This is a genomic window from Arcanobacterium bovis, assembly GCF_004331995.1.
GTDB lineage: Bacteria > Actinomycetota > Actinomycetes > Actinomycetales > Actinomycetaceae > Arcanobacterium_A > Arcanobacterium_A bovis.
Genome location: NZ_SJDT01000008.1, coordinates 1 through 25,172, shown reverse-complemented (window position 1 = coordinate 25,172; position 25,172 = coordinate 1). Strand labels below are relative to the sequence as shown.

The window sequence follows — 25,172 nt, the reverse complement described above, 5'->3', positions numbered from 1 at the left end:
ATGCGACTACAGCACCACCCGATCTACTCCAAGGTATTACCAGTGCGTACAAGCTCCTCAAACTGTTCTTCTGAGTAAGTCGGAACGCCAAGATCGAGTGCTTTCGTCGCTTTCGATCCCGCATTTTCTCCGACGACGACGAGCGAGGTACGTCGCGAGACCGAACCTGCCGCTTTTCCACCGTGGCGCTCAATCGTCTCATTGATCGAATCACGGGTGAAGTTCTGGAAGGAACCGGTTGCCACGATCGTGAGTCCAGCCAAGGTTTGTGGAACGGACGACGCCGAGGCGGACGCGTCGTCGGCAAAACTTACGCCAGCCTTCTTCCAGTTCTCGATGATCTCTTGGTGCCAATCGACTTCAAACCACTGCAACAGTGATTGCCCAATAACCTCACCGACTCCCTCAACTTGGGAAATCTCGTCAAGACCAGCTTCAAGAATGGCATCAAGCGAGCCGAAACGTTGAGCCAAGGCTTTTGAAGCTACTGGACCGACATGGCGAATATTGAGCGCCACGATTTTACGCCACAGTTCTTTGGACTTCGCTACCTCTACCTCAGCTAATGCTTTGAGAATCGTTTTGGATGGCTCAGATACAACTATCGTATTACCGTGCGGAAACTCCTCAGATGGAGGAAGTTTCTTAGCCCTGGGCTTCGTCCAAGCAGCGCGAACATACTTATAATCGCCGGTCGGTGCTCCACCTTTTCGCACTTCTTGCCACTGCCATACATCGCGCAAATCTTCGACAGCGAGATCGAATAAACCAGCTTCCGATTCCAACACTGGAATTTGGGCAGGTGGAAAGTTCAGTCCCTCAAGTACGTGCGGCGCAACCGTATGTTCGGTATCCAACAGTGCGCCGTCGTCGTCAACAATGCCCAGTTCTTGCCTTTCTTTCAAACTCAAAGACAGCGCTTTCTTGTTTCCATCGAAATCTCTGAAATCCACAGTATGCCCAGTGGCAAGCGCGAGCAACGCGTCGTCGCGCGAACTGTCTGGATTCGCAAGCCAACGAGCAGTTTCATCCCCGAGCGCCTCGATATCGAGAGCGCCACGCGAGGCGATGTGCACGATTCGCTGCGTTAGCTGCGCCGGACACGACCGCGTGTTTTGGCAGCGCAGATCGACGTCGTCTTCCTTGGACGCTCGCACCGGACCGCCGCACGCGGGACATACCGAAGGCATAACAAATTCTCGCTCTGAGCCATCGCGCGCGCTGAGAATCGGACCAAGAACTTCCGGGATTATATCCCCTGCCTTGCGCAACACCACCATATCGCCAATAAGCACGCCTTTGCGCTTGACCTCAGTTGGATTGTGCAAGGTGGCCTGAGAGACGGTCGAACCCGCAACCTCCACGGGCTCCATAACAGCAAAAGGTGTAACTCGTCCGGTTCGGCCCACCTGTACACGAATATCGAGGAGTCGCGTCTGCACCTCCATCGGCGGATATTTGTAGGCTACCGCCCACTTAGGAACGCGCGTAGTAAATCCAAGTTCTTGCTGAATACGGCGATCTTCAAGTTTGATGACGACGCCGTCGAATTCGTGTTCGAGCGAATTGCGTTTGCCTTCGTAGGAATCCAAGAACCGCTCAATTTCCTCAATCGAACTGAGGATTTCGGTTTGCGGTGAAATCGGGAGTCCCCATGACCGGAAAACCTCATAGACCCCTTCTTGAGTCTCCAGGGCTTTCATGAGGGACGGGCTCGCGCCTTCGAGGGCGCCAATTCCGTGCGCAATAAATGCCAAGGAACGGATAGCAAAACCAGAGTTGTCGTCCTGACGTAGCGATCCAGCAGCGGCATTGCGGGGATTAACAAAGGTCTTGAGCTTGTTCTCCCTGCGTCTGAGCGGAAGTAATGGAAGTTGATCGGCCTCGCCGCGTGCCAAATTTTCTTTGCGAATACGTGCATTTTCTTTACGAATTTGCGCATTAGTTTGCGAGATTGCCGCGTTGCGCTCCTCTACGAGCATATTGCGCTGTTCAACCAAACTATTGAACTCTTCGAATGCCTTGACCGGGAAAAACACTTCACCGCGCACTTCAACAAGCTCGGGGAAATCCGTGCCGGCAAGCGCAGCGGGAATCGCAGAAATCGCGAGCGCATTGCGGGTCACATCTTCACCTTCGACGCCGTCACCTCGCGTCGCAGCACTCTCCAGCTGTCCGTTGCGATATGTGAGGTTCAGCGCCAGACCGTCAATTTTCACTTCGGCAGTGAATCGTGAATCCGCAGGCACATCGTTCATAAGCGAGGTGTACCATGCTCTGAGCTCTTCCTTCGAAAATACGTCCTGCAAGGAATACATGCGCTCGCGGTGTTTTAACGACGGCGTGTTGGCACCAGTTACTTTTGATCCCACTTTCATCGTGGGCGAATCTGGATTCCACAACTGCGGAAACTGATCCTCAATGGTGCGCAACTCATGAATGAGCGTGTCGTATTGTGCATCAACCATGATCGGTTCTGCCGTGGAATGATAAGCCTCCTGCGCAGCGCTCAATATCGCCGCGAGTTCGTTCCAACGGGCTTGCGCAGATTCAAAAGATAATCCTTCAGACACGCTCATATTCTTTCGCATTTATTAAGGTTCTGGCTAGTTAATTTCACTTCTGTAGTGTTACCCGCATATTTTCAACCCTGAGTATGATGTTCTATTCGGAATCTGTGCCCGCAGCGAAGTATTCTTAGGTTATGGCAGTACAGCAATACTTCGTAACTTTGCGCAAGATTTCGCCCGTAGATGTGGCACTTGCACTTATTGCTACTGCGCTTTTTGCTTACTCTCTTTTCTTTATCGATTCCAATACGGATCTCGCCGGCAATGAAATCGTGAGCCTCTACACGGTGGCAATCATAACGTGCATTTCCACTGGTTTTCGGCGCTCACGTCCGCATTTGAGCGCAGGGCTCATCTACTTCTCCTTCTTGGCGCGATTCCTGCTGATCCCTTCGCTCGTACTCCCCTTTGACGTCGTCATCCTGTTTTCCCTTTTCGCTGTTACCGTATATGGCGCACGGAAAGCTCGCATCGCTGCCCTATTGGGCGCGCTTTTTTACGGGTTCTTGCTCACGTTTCCAGTGGTAGCTGCCACGCCCTCACTCGAATCCGTACTGTACTTTCTTCTCGTGGAATCCGTAGTGATTGCAACGTTTTCGCTGGCACTGCTGCGATACTTGCAGCTACAGCGTTATCAGGAGATGCTCAACCGCAACGCAGAGATTTTGCGCGATAGTGAACGCGAATCCGAAATGGCGGTGATTGAAGAGCGCACGCGTATTGCCCGCGAGATGCACGATATTGTTGCTCACACGCTGTCTGTGGTGATCGCGCAAGCTGACGGCGGCCGTTATGCTGCCGAAAGTAATCCGCAAGCGGCGCAACATGCACTTGAAACTATCGCAGAAATGTCGCGCGCAGCGCTAGGAGATATCCGTTCCATCATCGGCGTCCTTCGTGATCCCAATGAAAGCCACTCTCCGCTCAAACCACAACCTGTGGGTGATGATCTTGAACAGCTTGTGCATAACGTCAGTGAATCTGGTGCCGATGTGTCCTATCTGCGCCTTGGGAAACCTTATCCGCTCCCGGTTGGTTTAGGCAACGCACTGTACCGAATTTGCCAAGAAGCGCTGACAAATGCGCTCAAGCACGCTGGTCCACACGCTAAAATTACCGTAGTTCTCAAATGGACAAGCGTGGCGATCACACTCGAAATTCTGGACGACGGACGCGGCGCCGCAGCTCCAAGCGACGGCAAGGGACACGGCGTGATCGGTATGCGGGAACGAGCGGCAGTCTTTGGTGGTACTGTTGACGCCGGTCCGCGGCCCGAAGGCGGCTATAAAGTTCGTGCACTAATCCCAGTGAACACGTCGAGAGGAATAACAAATGACTGAGCAAGACGCACCTGATCACATCATTCGGGTTGCACTAGTTGACGATCAAAACTTGGTGCGCTCTGGCTTTTCGATGGTGATTGATTCGCAACCAGACATGGAAGTGGTGCTAGAGGCAAGCGACGGCGAACAAGCCTTAGAACGCATTGCTCTCATTCCCGCCGACGTGATTCTTATGGACGTGCGCATGCCCAATATGAACGGGCTCGACGCCACCGAACAGATTGTCAATTCGCGTTTCGTTCATGGCGTTGAACCAAAAATCATCATTCTCACCACTTTCGATGTAGACGAGTATGTTATGCGGGCAATTGAAGTGGGGGCATCCGGTTTTCTGCTCAAGGACGCTCCCCCGAATGAGATGCTCACGGCGATTCGTACTGTTTTTCGGGGCGACGCCGTTATCGCACCGTCGTCGACAAAACGCCTCGTGGCTCACCTCGCGACTGAGGCGTCCTATACGAAAGCAATCGTGCCCGAACTTCTCGATGATTTATCGGATCGCGAGCGCGAAGTGCTCTATCATGCGGCGCGCGGACTGAGCAATGGCGAAATCGCAGAGGAATTATTTCTTGCCGAAGCGACGGTCAAGACTCATATTGGAAGAATTTTTGCAAAGCTCGGAGCGCGAGATCGGGTGCAAGCAGTTGTGATGGCATACCAAGCTGGGCTCGTTAAGCCTGGAGAAATCGACTGAAAGGGAGGAGCATGGATCGAACCCCGCCGTCGGCAAAAGTTTTTGACGTTAGCAAATATGTGCTTGACGCAGGTGTGCCACGCGCAGTCGTAAATAAAGTCTCCTTCGAGATTCCTGCTCAGAATTTTACAGCGTTGCTTGGACCTTCTGGATCAGGAAAATCAACGCTTATCTCAGTGCTTGCCGGAATTGAACGCGTAGACGGCGGAATCGTTGAAATCGGTGAGAAGAACATTGTGCAAATGACCGATGACGAGATAGTTGAACTGCGAAAAAATGAACTCGGGGTCATTTTTGAATCTGACAATTTGCTCCCATCCTTGACGATTGAACAAAATCTGCGCCTTCCAAGTAGCTTTTCCAAACGCGATATTGACGAAAAGCAATTCGCACAGGTGGTAAGGGCTTTCGGGCTGAGTGAGTACCTTCAACTCATTCCATATCATGCCGGAAGAGCCATTCAACAACGTACCGCGATTGCACGCGCTGTGCTTGCCTCTGCGCGGATGCTCCTTTGTGATGATCCGGTTCGCGGCATGGCTCGCCAATCTGCGCAAGAAATACTCTCACTGTTGCGAGTATGCGTGCGCGAATTTGGAATTTCTGTACTAATTACTACTGAAGATCCGGCAGCTGCGGCATTTGCGGATCGCGTTTATCTCTTGTCGGATGGTGAGTTAATCGGTCGCATTGATTCGCCGTCTTTACAGTCAATTTTGCTGGCAATGAGTTCGTTTGGATACGGCGAAGAATAATGATGTTGACTCATATCTTTCGAACACTGACTGTGAATTGGAGATCACATCTACTACCGTCGTTGGCTTTGATCATCGCCTCGATCTTCATTTTTCTAGAAGTCTTACTCACCCCCTTTTTGAACCAGACCCTCGAACAATCGGTTGCCAAAACTACTGGCCAAATCGCATTTTCAGTATCAGACGAATCCACAACAGCAGACGCACTTGCCCAAAAGTTGCGCGCATTGCCAGAGGTAGAGAGCGTATATAGCTCTATTCATGCGCCTGCAACAATCATCTCTGGCTCCCACGCCATAGACGCGAATATCAACAATTTACCTCCTGAACAATGGTCGATAATCGATATCACTCGTGGAGAACGCCCCACCGCCGACAATCAAGTGCTCATCTCGGGAAGCATTGCTAAAGCGCTCGGAGTATCAATTGGGGAAGAGATTACAGTTTTAGGGGATTCTTCTTTTGCATTAGCGTTACACAAACTTACTGTGACTGGGATTTTTTCCCGTAGCCCGTTTTCTAGCGCGGCACAAAGTAGCGAATTGCTTGTCAATTCTCCTGATGCAGCCACCGGAACTAAAATAAGCGCATCGCAGATGGGGAGCAACGACGCTCTCTTCGTAGTTGCAAAACCCCATGTTTCTCGCACGCTTTTGCAAGAAAAAATCAAGAATCTGACCGCGGGAACCGTATTATCAGCACAGGAAATACGCGAATCTGTCTACGCCGAACAGGCACGCAATATTGCGTACTTCCAAAGCATTCTTGGCTGGCTGCTGGCTCTCCCGATGCTTATTTCCGCGTTTGTGATCGCAGCATCAACTCACTCACTTGTGAAGAATCGCCGCCGCACGATGGCACAACTTCGCACGCTTGGAGCATCCCGTTGGTACATATTTGGCGTGAACATGAGCGAAGTGCTTATCATTTCGGTGTTCAGTACCGCAATCGGACACGCAATTGGGCGTTCGCTCTTCCAAGTAGTGATTGGCTTACTGAAATCAGGAAGCGGCGGTGCTTTTATCTCTCAAGATTTTGACGTCGTGATCAGCGATTATCTCTTCGCCGCATTAGGTTCTATCGGAGTTGCGCTCATTGCTTCTTTGCCAAGCGTGGCAGCGTACAGCTTCGTTCCCGCGTCGTTCATCTTCCATCGAGAAACACCTCGAAAACGTCGAAAACTTGTCATTTTCGCCATCGAACTCATCGTTTTTGTGCTAGGTACAATCGCAGTATTCTTCTCTATCGTTGTTCCTGAAGATTTATTGTTTATCATCAGATCCGGAAACAACAACCAATATCTTCGTGTACTGACCACAATTTCACTGCTTCTCTTAGCGGCCATTGCGAGCTTTTATGCCTTGCGTTTCGTGGTTTCTATTTTTGCCAGACACGTACGTTTTAGTCGCTCTATCAGTAGTTTCCACCTAGCTGCCACCCAACATTATGCAGACGCGATGGCGCGTATTGGTACCCTACTGATGATCTGTGCAGCTGCGTCAATCCTCGGTTTGACTACCATGAGCTCGATTAAAGCTACTGCCTACCAAGAATCTGAGTCTCAATACCTTCCCTTCGATGCCGCCGCCAAGATTATTGACCCAACGAATGGCCCAATTGTTAGCCCGGCAAATAGCCCAGCGAACAGACCCCATAACAGTGCTGGATTTAGCGAATCCACACTGGAAAAACTCGCTAAAACCCCAGGCGTTGATCAAGTTCTTCCGGTGGAAACCGTGATCGGAAAACTCGGATATAACAACGGCGAAACACTCGAAAATTTCTACCTCTACGGTATAGATCCAGACTCAGCACGCAAATACTTTCCTCCTGGAACGAAATTTCTTCGCGGCCTCAAACCAGGCACTATCGTGCTCCCTCGCGATTTGCTTGGACTCCCCCCTACGGAATTACCGAAGCAAGCGACTTTGACATTGTCACAATCCCCAACGCAAGCTATCACTTTATACGTTCGCTATGAAAATGTGCCGTGGAGTATCATCACCACCACCGACCTCAAAGATACCTTCGGTACCCATCGTGTTTCTGAAGCGTGGGCACGTTTTTCGACCGAAGGAAACGCTAATAAAGCTGCTACTTATCAGGCTACGATAAATGTAATAAAAGCTGACGCCTCAGTTCGAGCTGACGTTGTATTGTCATCCGAACCTGTTGGTATTCGAACGAAGAACACACCGGCCTCATATATTACCTTGGGCCTGCTCACACTAAGCCTAATTCTGTGCGTAGCCGCCGTCTGTAATTCCTTGTACTTGTCGCGCCAAGCGCGTTCATCGGAAGTGAAAGTTCTATCTGGCATCGGAATCTCACCACACGTTAATTCAACAAGTCTCGTGGTGTCTGCCATCGGGCGCACTACCCTTTCGGTATTCGTGGGCTCGCTTGCGGGAGTGACGAGCGGCATATACCTTGCAACTGTCTACGTTGGCGCTTTGACATGGCGACAATTCTTCTCGATTCCTTGGATATCGGTAGTCATATTGACGCTAATTTGCGCTCTACTTGCGGGTATCTGCGCTCGAATCCAGACTGCACTGCCCTCGTTCACGACTCATTATGGTCGATCCATAAAATAAACACGCTAAGGATCACAGTTTTTGCTCTTTACTCTGCCGTAGAAAACTGCAAAAGTTAAGTATTACAACAAATACACGACTAAGAAACGTGCACTTTTCGAGAAACTCTCGGCACTGCCGGCACGTTCCAAGGAGACAACACATGGATTGGCGTCACGAGGCTGCTTGTCTTAATGAAGATCCCGAGCTCTTCTTCCCTATTGGAAGCTCAGGTCCAGCGATGGCTCAGACCGAGCAAGCAAAGCGGGTTTGCCGCACCTGCTCGGTGCTTGAAGTGTGCCTAAAGTGGGCTATTGATACCAATCAAGACGCTGGCGTATGGGGTGGAATGTCAGAAGACGAGCGCCGCACCCTTCGTCGTCGTACTGCACGTACCCGCCGTCCAATCTGATAGCTTTTTAATGAAATGTGGTGGTTGAAATTTTTCAACCACCACATTTCATTGTCAATACAAAAGACTCAAGCACTAACGCAACTGAAGCTCTAGGCTAACTAGGGTTCCGCCGTCGGGATTATTCGACCAGTCAATCGTGCCGTTCAACTCTCCAGTTACCAGCGTCTTCACAATCTGTGTGCCAAGACCACCACCGGGACCTTGCGGAGAAATACCCGTACCGTTATCGCGAACCTGCACGAAAAGGCGCTCATCAAAGCGCTCCGCATTCACGTCCACTTTCCCGCCTTGAGCAAGGCCGTGTTCGATAGCATTGGAAATCACCTCGTTGAGCACAACCGCCAAGGAAGTTGCCTGCTCAGCACGCACTTTTCCAAATGATCCGTTAAGGGAAATATCAACGGCAGACTCTGTCACAGCGATGTCACGAACCATCTTGAGCAGTGATCCAAAAACAGAATCGAACTCAACTACTTCGTCAATCGTCTGCGAGAGTCCCTCATGCACGAGCGCAATCATGCCAACACGCCGCTGGGCCTGGCCAAGTGCAACACGAGTTTCGTCATTGACTGCTCGTCGAGCCTGCAAGCGAAGCAATGCCGATACCGTCTGCAAGTTGTTCTTAACTCGATGGTTTATCTCCCGAATGGTGGCATCTTTGGTGAGCAATTCCCGCTCCTGGCGGCGCAATTCGGTAATCTCTCGGGTCATCAAAAGTGCGCCAGTTCGCTCGCCATTTCGGATCAAAGGAAGCGCACGTAGCGACACAATCACTCCATGCGCATCAATTTCGGCAACCCAAGCGGCCTTGCCTAGGAGCACCAAAGGCAAAGACTCCTCCGGAATCGAAAAATCATCGAAGATATCCGTCACGGTTTCAGCAAGAATATTGCCGATCAATGGCTCATCTACACCCAAACGGCGGAAATGCGACACGGAATTGGGACTCGCGTACAGGACTTCGCCGTCTTCATCTAGCTGAATAACGCCGTCGGACACACGCGGAGTACCATGCCGGAAGCCCGCTGGCATCCCCTCCAATGGAAAATCTCCCGAAGCGATCATTTCAAAGAGATCGCGCGCAATTTCTTCGTAGTTTTGTTGGGCTTGCGATGGAACTCTGTCTTGCAATAGCGCGGATATCACCCGCACCACGCCGATAATTCTGCCTCGGCACCGCACCGGAATGAAAGTGTTCGAAACACTCGAATCTTCCGAAACGATCATATCGCCCATGTTGAAAGCCGCATACACATGCTCAACGCTCTCACCATCGACTTTTTCTCCGATAATATCGGTTTCGATCAACGTGGCAGCCGTCGCTGGTCGAGCGTGAGCGGCGGCGATGAATCCGTCGTCGGTCGGAACGTAAAGCAACAGATCAGCGAATGCGATATCTGCAATAGTTTGCCAGTCGCCCGCGAGCTGGTGAAACCATTTTCTTTCTTCTTCTGCGAAGCGCGCTGTGCGCTCCAAAATCTTCGTCAAAGTTGGCACAGTTCCACAATAAGCGTTTTTCGTGTTGAATGGTTATATGAAATTCTCAGTTGTTACACATATTGATGCAGATATTTCCCGCATATTGCACGTTTTGCCGTCACAAGAGCTAGCAAATGCACGCGCTCAGCACCTTGGCCTTACCCAGTACACTTTCACCACCAGCCTAAATGACAACGTGGACCCGCAAGTAGATTCCGTGACGAGCGCGTTAATCGCTACCATTGACGCCACAAAGTTTCCGGCTCAATTGCGTACGCTCTTGCCAAATGGCCTTAATGTAACCATCGAAACACAACAACTTCCTGCAGGCGACGGCGCAAATATTCACTACGACGTCACCATCAAAGGCGCTCCCGTAAATATCGACGTAGTGGCGAAAATTGTACGCGAAAACGCGACCACTACTCTGAGCTACATGGGTGAAGTCAAAGTTCATGTGCCATTTTTGGGTGGCGGCGTCGAGAAGAAAGTCGTTGCCCAGCTTCCAAAGGTACTCGAACGTGACGCACGCATTATCGAAAATACGGTAAAGACATTCGGCACACACTGAATTAGACTGAAACTATGGTTGCTGTGAACAGACAATATGAAGATCTCTTGGCCGATGTTTTAGAAAATGGCGCGCACAAAAGTGACCGCACTGGTACTGGTACGCTTTCCGTTTTCGGACGCCAGCTTCGCTACGATCTGGCAAACGAAGGTTTCCCCCGTATCACCACCAAGTTTGTGGCAATGAAAGCCGTTAAAGGCGAGTTGTTGTGGTTCTTGCGTGGCGACACAAACGTAAAGTGGCTGCAAGAGCGCGGAATCACCATCTGGGATGAATGGGCAGACGACGACGGCGAACTCGGCCCGGTATACGGCTACCAGTGGCGTTCGTGGCCCGCTCCCGACGGGCGACATATTGATCAAATCCAGCAAGTTGTGGATACGATCAAGCACAATCCGGACTCGCGCCGTATGATCGTTTCTGCATGGAATGTGGCCGATCTCGACGATATGGCCCTGATGCCCTGCCACGCATTTTTCCAGTTCTATGTGGCAGACGGAAAGCTATCGTGTCAGCTCTACCAACGTTCGGCTGATCTATTCCTAGGAGTTCCTTTCAATATCGCCTCCTACTCGCTGCTCACCCATATGATCGCTCAACAATGCGATTTAGAAGTGGGAGATTTCGTGTGGACTGGCGGCGATTGCCACATCTATTCGAACCATATTGAGCAGGTTAAGGAACAGATTTCTCGTGAGCCTTATCCATTCCCTACGCTTGAGCTCAAAAAAGCTCCCTCAATTTTTGATTACGATATGGACGATATTGCTGCGTCGCAAGGCTACGAGCACCACCCCGCTATCAAAGCGCCGGTGGCCGTGTAATAGTGCTGGATACGGGCGCTTTATTCTAGAACGCAGGAGCTTAATTCTGGAGGTTGCAGTTTAATGCTGGGAATGATCTGGGCTCAAGGCCACGATCGGGCAATTGGGGCACATGGCACGTTAGCGTGGCATATCCCTGAGGATCTTGCGATGTTTAAACGGGTAACATCAGGTAATCCGGTGATCATGGGACGACGCACATGGGAATCGCTTCCTGAGCGGTTCCGGCCACTCCCCAATCGCCAAAATATCGTTCTCACATCAAATTCCGATTTTAAGGCCGAGGGTGCCCAGGTTTGCACAACTATTGATGAAGCTCTTGCCGTGAGCGATGCACTAAATCCGGACAAATACGTGTGGGTCATTGGTGGAGCACAGATCTACAAATCGATGCTCTCTCAAGCAGATGCACTGGTCATTACAGACGTTGATATGACAGTTGCCGATGCTGATGCATTTGCACCAAGTATTGGCGAGGACTGGGAGCTCGTGCAAGCTGAACCGAATCGGGGCTGGCTACATTCAACATCTGGAATCGACTACCGTTTTTCGGCACTCCAACGCAAGATTTCCGCATCCAGCGATTCAAAATCGCAAGCAGATTCTTCGCAACGAGAAGTTATCCCTGCACAGCAACGAGTTATCCCTGCTACGCAAAGGGCGTTCTACGGAAATTCCGATCCACTTCGTATTTTTTCTTGATGAAGAAATACATGAGGTTGTGGGCTCGCAGATGCGAGCCCACAACTGTTTCTAGTCAAGCTAAAACTATGGGAGCCTACTAACGTTCCTGAGCATTAGTAGGCTCACCGTTAGTAGGCTCCCATATCAAGAAATCTCGTGCTTGTTGCACAGTCTCCTTATTGCGCAATCTCCCTATTGTACGATCTCACGCTCAGGATCATCAGGGAATACTTCACCCATGTACTTCGGGTGCATGAGATTCTCCACCGAGAGAGCACGATCAAGTTCAGCTTCCGTCATGAGTCCACGTTCGAGCACTACCTCACGTACCGATTTACCAGTGCGAGCGCACTCTTTACCGATCAAATCGCCTTCGTGGTGTCCGATAATATCGTTGAGGTAAGTGACGATACCGATGGAGTTCATTACGAACTGTGCGCAAATATTCTCGTTCACGGTAATGCCCGTTACGCAGCGCTCACGCAGGGTAATGCAGGCATTTTGCAGCAAAGAAATCGATTCGAAGAGCGCTTGTCCAATCACTGGCTCCATCACGTTGAGCTGCAATTGCCCTGCTTCTGATGCCATCGTCACGGTCATATCGTTACCGATTACCTTGAAGCACACTTGGTTCACCACTTCAGGAATTACCGGATTAACCTTCGCAGGCATAATTGATGATCCTGCCTGCATCTCTGGCAGATTAATTTCATTGAGACCAGCACGTGGACCAGATGAAAGCAAACGCAAATCGTTACAAATCATGGAAAGCTTCGCGGCAAATCGCTTCAAAGCACCCGAAAGTGAAACATACGCGCCCGTATCCGATGTAGCTTCAATGAGGTTCGGCGCCGGCTTCACATCCAGCCCCGTCACTTCAGCAAGACGCTTGACGACGATCTCCTGGAATCCATCAGGGGTATTGAGACCTGTACCAATCGCCGTCGCACCCAGGTTCACTTCAAGCAATAATTCAACTTCGCGAACTAGGTGCTTTACTTCTTCTTCCATAAGCACGCGGAAAGCGTCAAATTCTTGGCCAACCGTCATTGGCACAGCATCTTGCAACTGGGTGCGCCCCATTTTGAGCACGCGCTCGTTCTTCTTGGCAAGTACACCGAAAGAATCCGCAAGATTCTGCACTTCGTCTACCAGGCCAATCACCATGCGATACACAGCGATGCGGAAGCCTGTTGGGTAAGCATCGTTCGTTGACTGCGACTTATTGACGTGATCGTTTGGATTAACAACCGAATAGGCGCCCTTCTCGTGACCCATCACCTCGAGCGCAAGATTGGCAATCACCTCATTGGTATTCATATTGACCGAGGTTCCTGCACCACCTTGGAACACATCAACCGGGAATTGATCCATGCAGCGTCCCTCGTCAAGTACCATATCGCAGGCTTTGACGATCGCCCGAGAAACCTCAGACGATAGCACCCGCGCATCTCGGTTCGCCAAGGCCTCTGCTTTTTTAACTTGTACCATTCCTCGAATAAACTCAGGAACTTGGTTGACTGTGACACCTGAAATCTTGAAATTCTCTATAGCCCGAAGGGTATGAACGCCGTAATATGCGTCGTTCGGAATCTCGCGAGCTCCCAGAAGATCTTCTTCAATTCGTGTGGTAGGCATTTGCTTTCCTCCGTGATATATTATGCGTCGTCATTAACGCATTTGCTGTGATTTGATTATCCCACGAAACTATCTGCTACGCAGCGTATTGGTAATTTCTCTACTCAGAGATTTTTCCATCCAATATTTGAACTTTTCACCTCTCATTCCTTGCGATAATAAAAAGACTGTTTTGGCATAACAAGCCTCGAACGTCATGTTGTGGGCGCTCACTGCCCCAAGTTGGGCAAGAGCATATCCTGCCTCGTAATGCCCCAGATACACCTGGGCTTGCATGCACTGCGAGGAAACGATCACCTCAACGCCATCGTCAACAGCGCTCGCCAACGCATCAACGAGAGCCTGCTCTCGCGCAGGTATATTTCCGGTGCCGTACGCACGGAGAATGACGGCGGAGGGTCGCGGATGCAGGACGCTGTCCACCCGCTGGGCACTGATTCCTGGCACGAGGTCCAGAACCACAATGTCTTGCGCTACATACGGTTTCACCTGGGGGAACGAATCGTGACGACGACGTTCGACGTCGTTCCACTGCCACGGCGCCCCCGTCGTCGCCAATACCGGAGCGTTCGGGGACGAAAACCCCTCGAAACTCCACGAAGACCACTTTGAAGCGCAACTTCCGTCGAAAACTGAGCGACCGAAAACGAGCGCCACCGAATCTATCCGACCGCTGGCAACCGCCTTGAGCGAATCGACGACGTTGGCATGCGCATCGGTGTCAAGTGCGCCAATCGGCAGCTGAGAACCAGTGAGTACCACCGGTTTTCCGAAGTCTTGAAGCGCGAACGAAAGCGCCGCCGAAGCGTAGGCGAGTGTGTCGGTACCGTGCAGAATCACGAATCCATCGGCACTCTCGCACGCCGACCACAGCGCGTCAATCAGAGCTTGCCAATCGGCGGGTGTAGCATTCGAAGAATCAATGAGCGTTGAAAACTCAGTGAAGGTAACCTCGCCGATGCTGGGACGACGAGCAACCAAATCGTTTAGCCAGCCTCGCAAATCGGCTCCGGGCGCCAAACCCGCCTCGGTCTCGATCATACCGATCGTGCCACCGGAATATATCACGTTAATTCGCACGTCTATCACTAACTCCGATTAGTTCTCGTCAGATGGTTCTTGCTGCTCATCGAGCATATGATCCATCAAATCTCCGCGGATGCGTCCACGAACAGCATACCAACCAATGGTCAAGACAACGCTGATAGCAGCAAACATGTAGAGCGTCGGCCGTCCCACCTTAACGTCAAACCACATCGATATAATGACGATCGACAGGAAGGCAATCGCCACAAAATTGCTATAAGGATAGAATCGAAGCCGATATTCAGGGCGCCCTTGGCCGGTTCGGTGCATTTTGCGAGCGTATATCCAGTGTGTAATCAGAATAGAAATCCAGGTTCCAGCGATACCGATAGCGGCAAGATTCATCACGATTTCAAAGGCTCGACTTGGATAGATGTAGTTGATGAGCACGCCGATTAGCCCGAGAGCAGCCGTGATTACGATGGCGTTCATCGGTACGTGGTTTTTGTTGAGCTTTGCGGCGAATTTTGGCGCTTCACCCGCAACGGCGAGAGAACGAAGTGTGCGTCCAGTGGCATAAAGACCAGCATTCAAGGAAGCTAATGCCGCCGTCAGCACAACGATTTGCATAATCGTTCCGGCGTGCGGAATCCCGATTCCAGTGAAGAATGTGACGAAAGGTGACTCCTGACCGCTATAGGCCGTCCACGGAAGCACGAGTGTCATCAAGACAACTGCTCCAACGTAAAAGAATCCAATTCGCCAAATCATTGAATTAATAGCTTTGGGCAACACGCTCGTGGCATTTTCAGCCTCGCCGGCTGCCACACCAACCATCTCAGTACCTCCAAACGCAAAGACGACGCCGAGCGAGAGCGTTACCAGCGGCAGAAGCCCATGTGGGAAGAAACCGCCTGCGTCAGTGAGGTTATGGAGTCCGGCAGTGTGCGCGCCTACATGGTGACCTGTGACAATCGCCCAGATAGCAATTGCCATGAAGATCAAAATTGCACTCACTTCAATAAGCGCCAACCAAAATTCAAATTCGCCAAACGCCTTCACGGAAAGAATATTGAGCACGAACACCAACAACAACGCCAGTGTCGCAAGAATCCACTGCGGAATGGCTTGGAATGCTGGCCAGTAATGTAAATACAAGGCAACAGCCGTAATATCTGCCATCACAGTGGTGGACCAGTCAAGGAAAAACAGCCAACCAGTAACGTAAGCTCCTTTTTCACCCATAAATTCGCGGGCGTAGGATACGAATGCACCCGACGATGGCCGGCGGATCGAGAGCTCTCCCAGTGCCCGCACCATGATAAAGGCGATCAAACCGCACACAGCATAAGATATTGCCAACGCCGGTCCGCCTTGGGACAACCGCCCGCCCACTCCAAGGAACAATCCTGTTCCAATTGAGCCGCCAATAGCGATCATCTGAATATGGCGGTTTTTGAGTCCTTTTGAATAACCCTCGTCTGCTTTGTCGTGACCATGGGCAAATGTCCGAGTTGCTTTGCCGGAGTGTTGTTCGAGATTCATAGTTAATACTCGTTTCAGATCAGGGTGAGATTCACATGCCGAGAACTACAGGCGCCCACGCGAAGTTCAATAACACTGCAACCACGATTGCTACCGTTCCTGGCACGACGAACGGGTGACTGATCACCGTCTTCCCCAAACGAGTAGATCCCGTATCGTCCATCTCCATTGCAGCAACGGTTGTTGGATAGTTTGGCAGCAAATAGTAGTTAGATACTGCTGGGTAGCAAGCCAATAACGTGACTGCAGACAGCCCAAGTTTGACTGCAACCGGCATGAATGCAACCGTCGTCGCCGCATGCGAGAAAAGTAGCGGCGACGCAAAATAGAGGATAATCGCAAGTAGCCAGGGCGATTGTTGTAATACGTCGGCACCGGCATTCTTGATCACGTCCATATAGTTATTCACGAACATATTGCCGAGCCATGCCACGCCAAGAATGCAGATTGACGCCGTCATTCCAGCCTTGAAAGTGGACTGGTCAGGAATGGACTGCGCCGGAATTTTCGCTACAAAGCAGATGATTGCGGCGCAGCTGAGCATGATCACCATAATTGCTGCTGATGCGTCCATCGGAGGATGGGCTATCAAACCGATCTGCTTCGAAGCCGAGGTCGCGTATGCCACCGCAATAACCAGGGCTACTACAAAAACTATTAGGCTGGGAACGGCGCTCGCTTTTGGCTTGTATCCCTCATGCGAAGCCGCGCTTTGTGCCACCAAACCATCTGCTAAACGCTTCTGGTAAATGGGATCATCTGCAAGTTCTTTGCCTTGACGAGCCGCGACAAAAGCGCCCACTGCACATCCAATAAACACTGTTGGAATCGTGACCGCCAAGATCTGGAGATACCCAACATTGAGCGGCGAAAGAATTGCCACCATTGCCACCGTTGCTGCGGAAATAGGCGAGGCCACGATGGCAAGCTGCGACGCCACTACCGCAATGGACAGTGGACGTGAAGGCCTGATTCCGTTCTCTTTTGATACATCAACGATCACAGGAAGCACGGAATAAGCGGTGTGCCCAGTTCCGCACAGAACCGTGAGCATAAAGGTGACAAAAGGCGCCAAATACGTAATATGCCGTGGATGTTTGCGTAACAGAATTTCAGTCAGGTGCACCAAGTAGTCCATGCCGCCAGCGACTTGTAAAGCTGCGATCGCGCAGATCACTGGCATGATAATTCCGATTACGCCCCACGGCACATCTTTGGTTACATCAGTGTGTAATCCAGTGGCAGCGAGAACAAGTACACCAGCACCACCAGCCAAACCAATGCCGATGCCGCCGATTCTTGAACCTATAACCACGAAAATGATCAGTAAGCACAGATGAAACCAAAGCATATCTCGCTCCTTTGCTCGTTTGTTCGCTTAAGTTTGCTTCACAAAATGTAGCTCAGCGAGGAAGAACTTTGCGGAATTTATGCGACACGTCAGATTTTGTCCCAACAAAAGAAAATCTGTTCATAATTAATTCACTACGGGAACACACCTGAGATTAGCGCCAAATATGCAGCATATGGCGCTAACATGTTAAATGAGTGTTTGTGAGTCAATAGTTGAAATAGCAATTTTTTATTTATCAACTATAGCGACACCCGATTCCCAAGGGGCTCGGACAATTCTACGTGACACACCCCTACTCACCAGGAGCTTTCAAATTATTCAACATAGAAATGCTCCCTGAAAGAAAGAACCGAATTAATCAGTCCAACTTTCAGGGAGCAGTTCTGCACACTTTCCTCTCGGTATAATTACCTCAATGTGCGATTATCTCGATCACCTAACTCTTATGCTGTTTTAGCATATTCGTTCACATCCCATGCCGAATGGTCACGTACCCCAACGGAACGCTCCTTAATCACTGTTTCAACTCGGTAGGGAGGCTGCGAAGGCAATTTCTGCCCTGGACAGGTTGACAGCACTCGTTTCATAGCTTCTTTCTCGCTCTCCGTAACCCACAGCTCATACTTCGTTTTTACCGCGATTTGACGCGCGACATATTCACACCGGAATGGCTTATATGACGGCAACCAACTTGCAGCGTTGGAATCACTCTTTTTAGTGTTCGATGCCCGATCTACCGCAATAAGATTCAATGGATCGTTTGCCAAAGCAGTGCGAGATTCAACTGAAATTTGCTGCGCGCCAGTTTGCCAAGCATCAGACAACGCGACCACATGATCAATCGGAACGAGTCCTGAAGAGCCCGTTCCTTTTTCAAAATTAATGATTTCACCGTTGTATGGGCTTATTAATCTTCCTGATTGAACTACACATTCGCCGCCACGACCACTCGTGAATACAACCCGTGTGAGATCACGCTTCAAGATATCGTTGCGAGTATCGCAACCATTATGGTCAACGTCGGTCCAAGCCGTTCCAAATTCGGTACGCTTATATCCGGTTTTCGGTGCACGTCCTTTAACTTGCAATTGATCAAGGGCCGTTGCCGCATCCAGTTCTGCCGATGTTTCAACAGTCCGGACGACGCTTCGAGAACTTAGATCCATGGCACGAGTCTCAGTAGCAGATACCGGTTCTACCAGCGTGAAACTCATAAGTGCGCACACAGCCGTCACACTGCCTAGACCGCGAATTACACGTTTAGTGTCTCGAGATTTACCTCGCAAAATAGTCATTTTTATCCCCTTTCACATGATAAGTGTTTGTTTGCTGGGACGTCTCAATCACAACGTCCCGTGAATATTAATGAAATAATCAACCTCCTTGTTGTTCTTACGATGGAGTCTGCGTAGCATCTTCGCTACCGTTTCTACATTGAGAACTCCTATCAAATCGATACTTTACTCCAAAACAGGCATTTGCACATGAAATAGCACAAATTCCTACAAACAGGATTTAACTCAATGTCAAGAACACATCAATTGGGTGCAAGCACAGGCATCGGATGTGTGTCAGGATCTTGCCAACCAGCATTTCACGGCTAGCAAGCCAAACCAATTATGGGTGGCAGATATTACGTACGTTCGCATCCTGTCCGGGTTCGTGCATACCGCACGCCAACCGAGACCATCACCAGCTATAATCAAACCCAGGTCAGCAAAATTGACCAAATATAAGAAGAGGAACAAAACCCAACACGCTTCAGTCTGGCGATTTTCTACTTTTTATGCGTGTAGTGTTTAGGCATCACAGTGAACGGAGACACGATGACGAACGAGAAACTAGCCAGTGCACGCCCCGAAGACGAGCCAGAACGTATTCGAACATTTGCAAACAGAGTTGAACTTTATGGGCGAGAACATCTTTTTCCAGACTTCACCCTCACTCCTGAAGAACGAGTATTTGTCTATTCGTTTTCATTCGCATACCGCAGACAGGGGAACCACGCAACGACGGCGGCGTTTATCGTTTCGCTGATCGCAACGATAAACGCGTTGCTCCTCGTTGATAGGTCGTCTTCACTTTGGTATGTCTATCTCGGATTGCTAGCGATATTGACCGTGCTGGCAATTCTCATGATCATTTTGACGATTGGTTCACCTCGGCGCGAGGCCTTTGCTCATATTCTGCAGCTCCGTGCTGAGCGAGAGATCGCAACAAGCTATGAGCAGCGAGGATACTCGGCAAAATAACATAAGTTATTGGCTGGATGTCCAGTGCCATTAGACTGGGAAATGCCGCATGGCGTCTCAGCGAGAAGCATTACATCTCCGTAGCAACATAGCAACCGTAGCTAACAGGATTGTAAGCCTGCTAGCAGAACGGCACTGCGTGAATGCTTCTTTTGGAGCGCGATTTTCTTTAGAATCGTGCTCCAAAAGGAAGGTCGGGGAACACAGTTCGAGCTTGGACACTTTGTCTGTGTCCCCCGCCGCCGGGCACCGGCCTGTAACAATCAAATTTGGCGATTTGTTGTTTTAGGTCGGTGCTCATCTTTATATGCGATCTTTGCGTCTCATAAGTAGCAAACCTATTCCCAGTGCTAACATGCCGCCCGACGCCGCGCCCAGCATTGGCGTGGTGCTTCCGGTGATCGCTAAGCCCGCTTGTTTAGCTGGCACTAGGGGTGTTTGTTCAAGAACATGGACAGTTTGGAGTTTTTCGTTGACGTCATGGTGCACAGCGATCGTTTGTCCCGCTTGTTTGATATCTTCAAATACGACGACGCTCTTACCAGCGAGCTTCGATGCATCAAATTCGATGCTAACTGACGCGATATCGTCGGATCGCTGCGGAGCAAAAACGGATCGCTTGAACACCGGCTTTCCTTGCTCGTCCAGCAACGGCGTTCCGTCAGTTAAATGCAATGTAGTGATGATTTCATATTCAGTGTTTGGAACAAGCGATTTATTCACATCCCATATTTTGTCGGTAATTATTTGCTTGGGCTCAGGTTTGACCTGTTTGTCACCGTCAGCAGTATCGCTCGCGGTAGTCTGAAGCGTTGGCCGTAGACGAGAAACTAGGTACTGTTCGTTCTTGTCTTCCACGGATGATGTGAAGGCTTTGACTCGGTCGTCGCCAGCGAATGAGGTGACAAATACGTACGTACCAGGAATGTTACCCACCGCGTCTTGTTTGACCTTGAAATCTGTTGCGCCAATGTTGGCATGGAAGCCGTTCTTGGCAGGAACATCCACGCTAGCAATCACCTCGCCGTTGGATTTATTGGCTTCGGTAACTGGCTGACCTTCAGGGAAGAACAACAGCGTTTGCTTCATTACCTTTGTATCAGCTGCGAAATAACCATCACCCGTGAAATCTGGGTGATCAGCCGGAAAGCCGGTGACGAATAGGTCATCGACGAGGTAGGTGCCGGACTTGGTTTCGCGAATCGTCATCGTTGAGTCAACTTCAACGGAGCGCCGGTATGAGGTGGTCTCAGCATGGATACCGTAAGCGTCTGCCCAATCAGCGTGAATATACTGCTGCACATCAGCTGGCTGTGCCGATTTAGTAACGCTCCATACGACGGTTGCGAAACCAGGCTTATCTGCTTTGAAATCTGCGGTCAGTTTTCCTGGACCCTTCGCGACCACATCAACGCTGCCGATCTTGGTTGCACCTGCAGGTACAGTACCGGACTGTGTTGGCGGAGTATCACCAACATAATAGGCGGTAGCCGTGTAGGTTACTGGCACGGGAGTTTGAGTTCCGTCAAGGTTGAGCCATTTACCTCCACCATAGGACGGGTCAGAAACCGCATCGAAGGTGTCTGTAAATGAACCAGTGTCGCTGATCTTCGCAAGCTGGGACGTACCCATCGGCTGAAAATCGTAAGTTACTGACCAAGAAGGACCTGATACCGTGAATTCTTCGGGGTCGCCAACAGCTGGGTTTCCGTAAGTTATCGTGTCCTGTACCTGTCCGTTTACAAGTTTCGTCAACGTCTTACGAGCCGCTTTATATGTGAATGAATACGAAACCTGTCCATTTCCAGTTGCAGTCCAATCTAAACTCAACGGTTGAGATTGAGTAGTTCCACTCCATGTATTAGTTCCTGTGCTATTGAATACCACAGGACCCGATAGCGTGATAGTTAAAGGCACATTTGCAATGTAAGTCCCAGCCTGATTGGTTATACCAATCGAATGAATGTTTCCCTTACGCAATGTATCGCCTACTACACCACCTGGTTGGTATCCTACTGCAGCACTAGCTTTGGCTTCCGCCACATAGGCTTGTGCTTGTGTCTCGATTTGTGGAGCATTCGCCCGAACAATCTTTAAGATATCGCTGACGACGTTTTGTGCAGACGGATCAGAATAGACCGTTGAACCGGTCGAGTCTTCTTCAAAGTTCGCATGTACTAGCAAAGAAAGTGCGGACTGCACGGCGGGATCTTTCGAATCCTTATACTTATCCAACAGATAAGCCATCTGTGGCGTAGTGAGTTCCAAACCTGATACTCGTGGCGTCGATATATCCAATGTTGCCACACTGATAACCTGATCACCAGTGGCAGGTGTGGATTTTCCTCCTTGGATACAATAGGCAACCACACCACCACTTTCTTTGCTTGGCACTTGGGTGCCGAGCCACACTGACTGAGCACCGCTACCAACCTCGTAGCCGATACGGCCAAAGCCTTTCGGATCAGTGGCAGACACAGCGGCACGAGCCGATGGAACAGCCACAGTTCCATAACTGACAGCCAATGCTAGGCAAAGTATGAAAACCATACACAGCCTGCTCAGTCGTTTTCTTCTTATTTGAGAGTTCACATTAATCTCCAATCAATGGTGTTAAGAAAAGGCGCCAACTGACTCTCTATTCAGATGGCGCCAACCGCTCTCCCAAGCGGAAAAATATCAGCACGGAACTTCGTGCCATGACTCACCACTGCCCACACCACAAATGTCGCTGCTTCCCGTTTCTACCCATCCGTTCTGCCCACCAGTTGATCCCCCACCTGTTGATGGAGCACCAGCTCCCGCCGAACCTGATTGGGTAGTTGCTCCCCCAGCTGACGAACCAGATCCACCCGCTGACTTACCACCACGCGATGAAGCTGGCGACTTCGCCGTCGTCGTTTTGGAAGAAACTGGTGTTGGACGTGCCTGTGCCGACTCGAAAGCTGCCATTGAGGCTTGCACCGCAGTAGCAGCCGCCTCTGTGCCCTGATACAACTGTGACAAAGACTCGTGGAGCGTTTTCGCGTCTGCGTACATCAAGGTTTCGTATTTTTCTTCGGCGTTTTTGACTCCCGTTTCAAGCTTGGTCACCTGCTCAGCCAGCACAACTCTGGTCTGCGGATCACTCACATGCCCATCAGAACGCGCGAGCAATTGGTGTGAGGAGACAACGAGATTCTTCGACCAGTCGAGCCACGGTTTTAGGTTGGCATCGCGCCAAATCTTTGAGGACGCCACAAGATTTTTCCGCGCTGCGGCCGATGTTTGCGCAAGCTGCATGTTCAAGCCTTGTAGCTGTTGAGTGTCGCTGCCTAAGTCAGCAGCAATGGTATATAGCTCGGCCTTTGTGGGATCGTCGTCGTCAATTTCTGCAATCTGTTTGATATTTTCAGCTTGCTCCAAAACGCGCAGAAAATCCCTACAATCGTTACGATCTGGCACAGCGTTGACTTCACACTCAGCTTTCTGAGCACGGGCATCTTTGCGTGCGCGCTCAAGAAGCGCAAATTCCTGCGCGTACGCATCATAAGCGGTGTAGTATGCCGAACGCGCCTGCGATTTCGTTATCTGCCAGTATCCGACGACGGCGCAAAGCGCCACAACCACCGCCACAACACCCGCGAGAATTACTTTCAGCGTTCGTGGCGTATTGGAAATTTTCTGTTTGATCTGCTTTAAGCTGTTCACTGCACGTCAGTTCCTCTCAAATAGCCGTATGAGCCGTGTAGCAAGCGAGGTGTCATGGTGCATGATTTAACGGAGACCGCCAAAACATAACCAATATATTTCCCTAATTATTAGCAGAAAACGCAATAGGGCGAAGAAGTTTTCCACAACTTTGGAGAAAATTTCTTGAATATGAACGTGAACTTTTGGACGGAAAAATCTGCGTTTCACAAACGCAATGGCTATCGCATTAGAGGAAAGCTGTTGTCCACAAAAAGTCGTAGCGAGGAGCCAACGGAAGGTTCATATTTTCGTTCGCAGCCTGAAGGCGATACATATTTCTACACGTCGGAAAGTGCTAAACCTCCTCGAATAGCAACGAGAAGAACAAAAACGTCAGCAAACTATACTGACAGGTAAATCTATCGACTACCTAATCATGGTGTTAAATCAGTGGTTCAGGACGCAGTAGGCGATGAGAGAATCGATCCGGCGGACATCGATGTTCTTGCCCAACTTAATTTTGATATGACCAGCTCTTGTCCACAGCTCAACTTCAGATGTTAGATCAAGGATTCTGCCAGAATTTTCCGTCGACCACATATTGATTGCACTGTATGGGAGAGAGTAGATCTCAACTTTCTGCCCAGTCAGCCCTTGCGCATCCCGCACGATAAGTCGTTTGGATGTGAATATCGCTGAATCGCGGAAAGTCTTAAATGCAGCATAGGCCTGTTCGCCTTCAATGAGCAGGCTGTACACATCATCGGGAATTGGAACTTCTGCAACAAACATCCATTCAGTGATAGTAGCAATCTCCATAGCGTTTCTCCTTGCCAGTATTTTATTATGGGAATTTTCCATAATCATATATGAAAATGTCGTCATATCCGAAGTGTCTTCTCGTCTTTGCGTTCCCTTTTGTCTTTTGCGCTGAATGTAGAAATAACCAGCCACAATCCATTATTGTGGACAAAGCAATCACGGTAATGATGATTTTCGTTCGTGCATGTATGCCACCAAAGAAGAATGGAAGCACCCATAGCACGGTGATAGAAAAGCTTTGAAAAAGAGCGGCTTTTATATCATCCGTGATTCTCATCAACTTCGTTGACGTTGTGACCGGTGCGATTATGTCAGACCGCGAGATCGAAGCATTGCTATTAGTGCTATGTGTCCGCCACCACGCCCTATTGGCTAAAAGTTACACGACATGCCATAGCAACATGAATTGACGTGACGAGGAAAATCGTATTATTTCTCTCGCCACGTCATGACTTATTCCCCATGCTCAGTAAGTACCTATTTCTGTTCTGGGAATTACTGTGGCGCGAATATTACTTCTTTGATCGCGTCACAAGCCATACAAGCGGTCCGACAAACGGAATGGCAACAATGATCGCTAGTACTATTTTTGAGCTCATTGGCTGGTTGCTGTCTTTCCAGATTTGAATCCAACAGTAGATGGTTATATAAACTGAAAGGATCGTGAGAGCTAAGACGATGACGTGCGAGTAATTCGCGTTAGATAATAAGCTTTCGTTTTGCTGTTTAATCGCTGCTAACATTCTCTCCCCACGCATTTCCATTTCTGTGTACATACATCTCTAATGTAATTGTATGTCCAAGCCAAGGCTGGAATGGCGCAGCCCAAAATCGTCCGATTAGTGTTTTTTGCACTGTAGATCCTGATTCTGAACATTCTTCATTATTTACGAACCATCCTACGGCATAGTCCACTTGACAAGCGTGACGTCCTGTAAACCCTTGATAAGTC

The 25,172-nt window shown here is 50.0% G+C and carries 21 protein-coding genes; 9 read left to right on the top strand and 12 right to left on the bottom strand.

Annotated features, from left to right (window positions below; translation table 11 throughout):
* Positions 1–23: 23 nt before the first annotated feature.
* On the bottom strand, positions 24–2,579 hold the full coding sequence (locus tag EZJ44_RS08190) for an NAD-dependent DNA ligase LigA (protein ID WP_131282362.1): 2,556 nt from the start codon (positions 2,577–2,579) through the stop codon (positions 24–26).
* 125 nt (positions 2,580–2,704) lie between these two features.
* Here EZJ44_RS08190 and EZJ44_RS08185 point away from each other — a divergent pair, with 125 nt between their 5' ends.
* From EZJ44_RS08185 to EZJ44_RS08165, 5 genes are all read left to right on the top strand, one after another.
* Entirely contained in the window at positions 2,705–3,910 is a 1,206-nt protein-coding gene (locus EZJ44_RS08185; RefSeq protein WP_131282339.1) for a sensor histidine kinase, read from the top strand.
* A complete protein-coding gene (locus EZJ44_RS08180; protein WP_131282336.1) occupies positions 3,903–4,607 on the top strand; it encodes a response regulator in 705 nt (234 codons plus the stop codon). Before EZJ44_RS08185 ends, EZJ44_RS08180 begins: the two co-directional genes overlap by 8 nt.
* A gap of 11 nt (positions 4,608–4,618) precedes the next feature.
* Positions 4,619–5,362 carry an ABC transporter ATP-binding protein gene (locus tag EZJ44_RS08175; RefSeq protein WP_131282333.1) on the top strand — a complete coding sequence of 248 codons (744 nt, stop codon included), beginning with the start codon at positions 4,619–4,621 and terminating at the stop codon, positions 5,360–5,362.
* Positions 5,362–7,959, top strand: coding sequence for an ABC transporter permease (locus tag EZJ44_RS08170; RefSeq protein WP_131282330.1), 2,598 nt, complete (start codon positions 5,362–5,364; stop codon positions 7,957–7,959). Before EZJ44_RS08175 ends, EZJ44_RS08170 begins: the two co-directional genes overlap by 1 nt.
* Positions 7,960–8,101: 142 nt before the next feature.
* On the top strand, positions 8,102–8,350 hold the full coding sequence (locus tag EZJ44_RS08165; protein ID WP_131282327.1) for a WhiB family transcriptional regulator: 249 nt from the start codon (positions 8,102–8,104) through the stop codon (positions 8,348–8,350).
* A gap of 75 nt (positions 8,351–8,425) precedes the next feature.
* On the opposite strand, the gene EZJ44_RS08160 is transcribed toward EZJ44_RS08165, so the two are convergent.
* The gene (locus tag EZJ44_RS08160) at positions 8,426–9,850 is read right to left on the bottom strand and encodes a sensor histidine kinase (protein WP_131282324.1); all 1,425 of its coding nucleotides are present in this window, start codon (positions 9,848–9,850) and stop codon (positions 8,426–8,428) included.
* A 37-nt stretch (positions 9,851–9,887) separates the two neighbouring features.
* Here EZJ44_RS08160 and EZJ44_RS08155 point away from each other — a divergent pair, with 37 nt between their 5' ends.
* The 3 genes from EZJ44_RS08155 (at position 9,888) to EZJ44_RS08145 (ending at position 11,929) form a co-directional block, all read left to right on the top strand.
* The gene (locus tag EZJ44_RS08155; protein ID WP_131282321.1) at positions 9,888–10,403 is read left to right on the top strand and encodes a DUF2505 domain-containing protein; all 516 of its coding nucleotides are present in this window, start codon (positions 9,888–9,890) and stop codon (positions 10,401–10,403) included.
* A 14-nt stretch (positions 10,404–10,417) separates the two neighbouring features.
* Entirely contained in the window at positions 10,418–11,227 is an 810-nt protein-coding gene (locus EZJ44_RS08150; RefSeq protein WP_131282318.1) for a thymidylate synthase, read from the top strand.
* A 63-nt stretch (positions 11,228–11,290) separates the two neighbouring features.
* Positions 11,291–11,929, top strand: a complete 639-nt coding sequence (locus tag EZJ44_RS08145; protein ID WP_131282315.1) for a dihydrofolate reductase — start codon at positions 11,291–11,293, stop codon at positions 11,927–11,929.
* A 174-nt stretch (positions 11,930–12,103) separates the two neighbouring features.
* On the opposite strand, the gene aspA is transcribed toward EZJ44_RS08145, so the two are convergent.
* The 5 genes from aspA to EZJ44_RS08120 all read right to left on the bottom strand — a co-directional run bounded on the left by aspA (position 12,104) and on the right by EZJ44_RS08120 (position 18,769).
* Positions 12,104–13,549: an aspartate ammonia-lyase gene (gene aspA / locus EZJ44_RS08140; RefSeq protein ID WP_131282312.1), complete on the bottom strand. Its 1,446-nt coding sequence runs from the start codon at positions 13,547–13,549 to the stop codon at positions 12,104–12,106.
* 69 nt (positions 13,550–13,618) lie between these two features.
* Complete coding sequence (locus EZJ44_RS08135) at positions 13,619–14,638, bottom strand: asparaginase (protein WP_338324614.1); 1,020 nt, start codon at positions 14,636–14,638, stop codon at positions 13,619–13,621.
* Positions 14,639–14,647: 9 nt separating this feature from the next.
* Entirely contained in the window at positions 14,648–16,120 is a 1,473-nt protein-coding gene (locus EZJ44_RS08130; protein ID WP_131282309.1) for an amino acid permease, read from the bottom strand.
* A 31-nt stretch (positions 16,121–16,151) separates the two neighbouring features.
* Positions 16,152–17,471 carry an anaerobic C4-dicarboxylate transporter family protein gene (locus tag EZJ44_RS08125; RefSeq protein ID WP_131282306.1) on the bottom strand — a complete coding sequence of 440 codons (1,320 nt, stop codon included), beginning with the start codon at positions 17,469–17,471 and terminating at the stop codon, positions 16,152–16,154.
* Between the two features lie 446 nt (positions 17,472–17,917).
* Complete coding sequence (locus EZJ44_RS08120) at positions 17,918–18,769, bottom strand: HNH endonuclease family protein (protein ID WP_131282303.1); 852 nt, start codon at positions 18,767–18,769, stop codon at positions 17,918–17,920.
* A gap of 531 nt (positions 18,770–19,300) precedes the next feature.
* Here EZJ44_RS08120 and EZJ44_RS08110 point away from each other — a divergent pair.
* Positions 19,301–19,726 carry a hypothetical protein gene (locus tag EZJ44_RS08110; protein ID WP_131282297.1) on the top strand — a complete coding sequence of 142 codons (426 nt, stop codon included), beginning with the start codon at positions 19,301–19,303 and terminating at the stop codon, positions 19,724–19,726.
* A 303-nt stretch (positions 19,727–20,029) separates the two neighbouring features.
* Here EZJ44_RS08110 and EZJ44_RS08105 read toward each other — a convergent pair whose 3' ends face one another.
* From EZJ44_RS08105 to EZJ44_RS08850, 5 genes are all read right to left on the bottom strand, one after another.
* A complete protein-coding gene (locus tag EZJ44_RS08105) occupies positions 20,030–22,252 on the bottom strand; it encodes a VaFE repeat-containing surface-anchored protein (RefSeq protein WP_131282294.1) in 2,223 nt (740 codons plus the stop codon).
* A 153-nt stretch (positions 22,253–22,405) separates the two neighbouring features.
* On the bottom strand, positions 22,406–23,416 hold the full coding sequence (locus tag EZJ44_RS08100) for a hypothetical protein (RefSeq protein WP_131282291.1): 1,011 nt from the start codon (positions 23,414–23,416) through the stop codon (positions 22,406–22,408).
* A 429-nt stretch (positions 23,417–23,845) separates the two neighbouring features.
* Positions 23,846–24,217, bottom strand: a complete 372-nt coding sequence (locus tag EZJ44_RS08095) for a PH domain-containing protein (protein WP_131282288.1) — start codon at positions 24,215–24,217, stop codon at positions 23,846–23,848.
* Positions 24,218–24,732: 515 nt separating this feature from the next.
* Entirely contained in the window at positions 24,733–24,963 is a 231-nt protein-coding gene (locus EZJ44_RS09025; RefSeq protein WP_421721706.1) for a PLDc N-terminal domain-containing protein, read from the bottom strand.
* A partial coding sequence (locus EZJ44_RS08850; protein WP_206661888.1) for a hypothetical protein occupies positions 24,947–25,172 on the bottom strand: 226 nt, incomplete at its 5' end. The genes EZJ44_RS08850 and EZJ44_RS09025, both read right to left, overlap by 17 nt.

Bases quoted from the DNA above. Each gene is read 5' to 3' on its own strand.
- EZJ44_RS08190 (WP_131282362.1), bottom strand. From the start codon at position 2,579: ATGAGCGTGTCTGAAGGATTATCTTTTGAATCTGCGCAAGCCCGTTGG.
- EZJ44_RS08150 (WP_131282318.1), top strand. From the start codon at position 10,418: ATGGTTGCTGTGAACAGACAATATGAAGATCTCTTGGCCGATGTTTTA.
- EZJ44_RS08125 (WP_131282306.1), bottom strand. From the start codon at position 17,471: ATGCTTTGGTTTCATCTGTGCTTACTGATCATTTTCGTGGTTATAGGT.
- EZJ44_RS08130 (WP_131282309.1), bottom strand. From the start codon at position 16,120: ATGAATCTCGAACAACACTCCGGCAAAGCAACTCGGACATTTGCCCAT.
- EZJ44_RS09025 (WP_421721706.1), bottom strand. From the start codon at position 24,963: ATGTTAGCAGCGATTAAACAGCAAAACGAAAGCTTATTATCTAACGCG.
- EZJ44_RS08185 (WP_131282339.1), top strand. From the start codon at position 2,705: ATGGCAGTACAGCAATACTTCGTAACTTTGCGCAAGATTTCGCCCGTA.
- EZJ44_RS08095 (WP_131282288.1), bottom strand. From the start codon at position 24,217: ATGGAGATTGCTACTATCACTGAATGGATGTTTGTTGCAGAAGTTCCA.
- EZJ44_RS08145 (WP_131282315.1), top strand. From the start codon at position 11,291: ATGCTGGGAATGATCTGGGCTCAAGGCCACGATCGGGCAATTGGGGCA.
- EZJ44_RS08170 (WP_131282330.1), top strand. From the start codon at position 5,362: ATGATGTTGACTCATATCTTTCGAACACTGACTGTGAATTGGAGATCA.
- EZJ44_RS08165 (WP_131282327.1), top strand. From the start codon at position 8,102: ATGGATTGGCGTCACGAGGCTGCTTGTCTTAATGAAGATCCCGAGCTC.
- EZJ44_RS08180 (WP_131282336.1), top strand. From the start codon at position 3,903: ATGACTGAGCAAGACGCACCTGATCACATCATTCGGGTTGCACTAGTT.
- EZJ44_RS08175 (WP_131282333.1), top strand. From the start codon at position 4,619: ATGGATCGAACCCCGCCGTCGGCAAAAGTTTTTGACGTTAGCAAATAT.
- aspA (WP_131282312.1), bottom strand. From the start codon at position 13,549: ATGCCTACCACACGAATTGAAGAAGATCTTCTGGGAGCTCGCGAGATT.
- EZJ44_RS08155 (WP_131282321.1), top strand. From the start codon at position 9,888: ATGAAATTCTCAGTTGTTACACATATTGATGCAGATATTTCCCGCATA.
- EZJ44_RS08110 (WP_131282297.1), top strand. From the start codon at position 19,301: ATGACGAACGAGAAACTAGCCAGTGCACGCCCCGAAGACGAGCCAGAA.
- EZJ44_RS08120 (WP_131282303.1), bottom strand. From the start codon at position 18,769: ATGACTATTTTGCGAGGTAAATCTCGAGACACTAAACGTGTAATTCGC.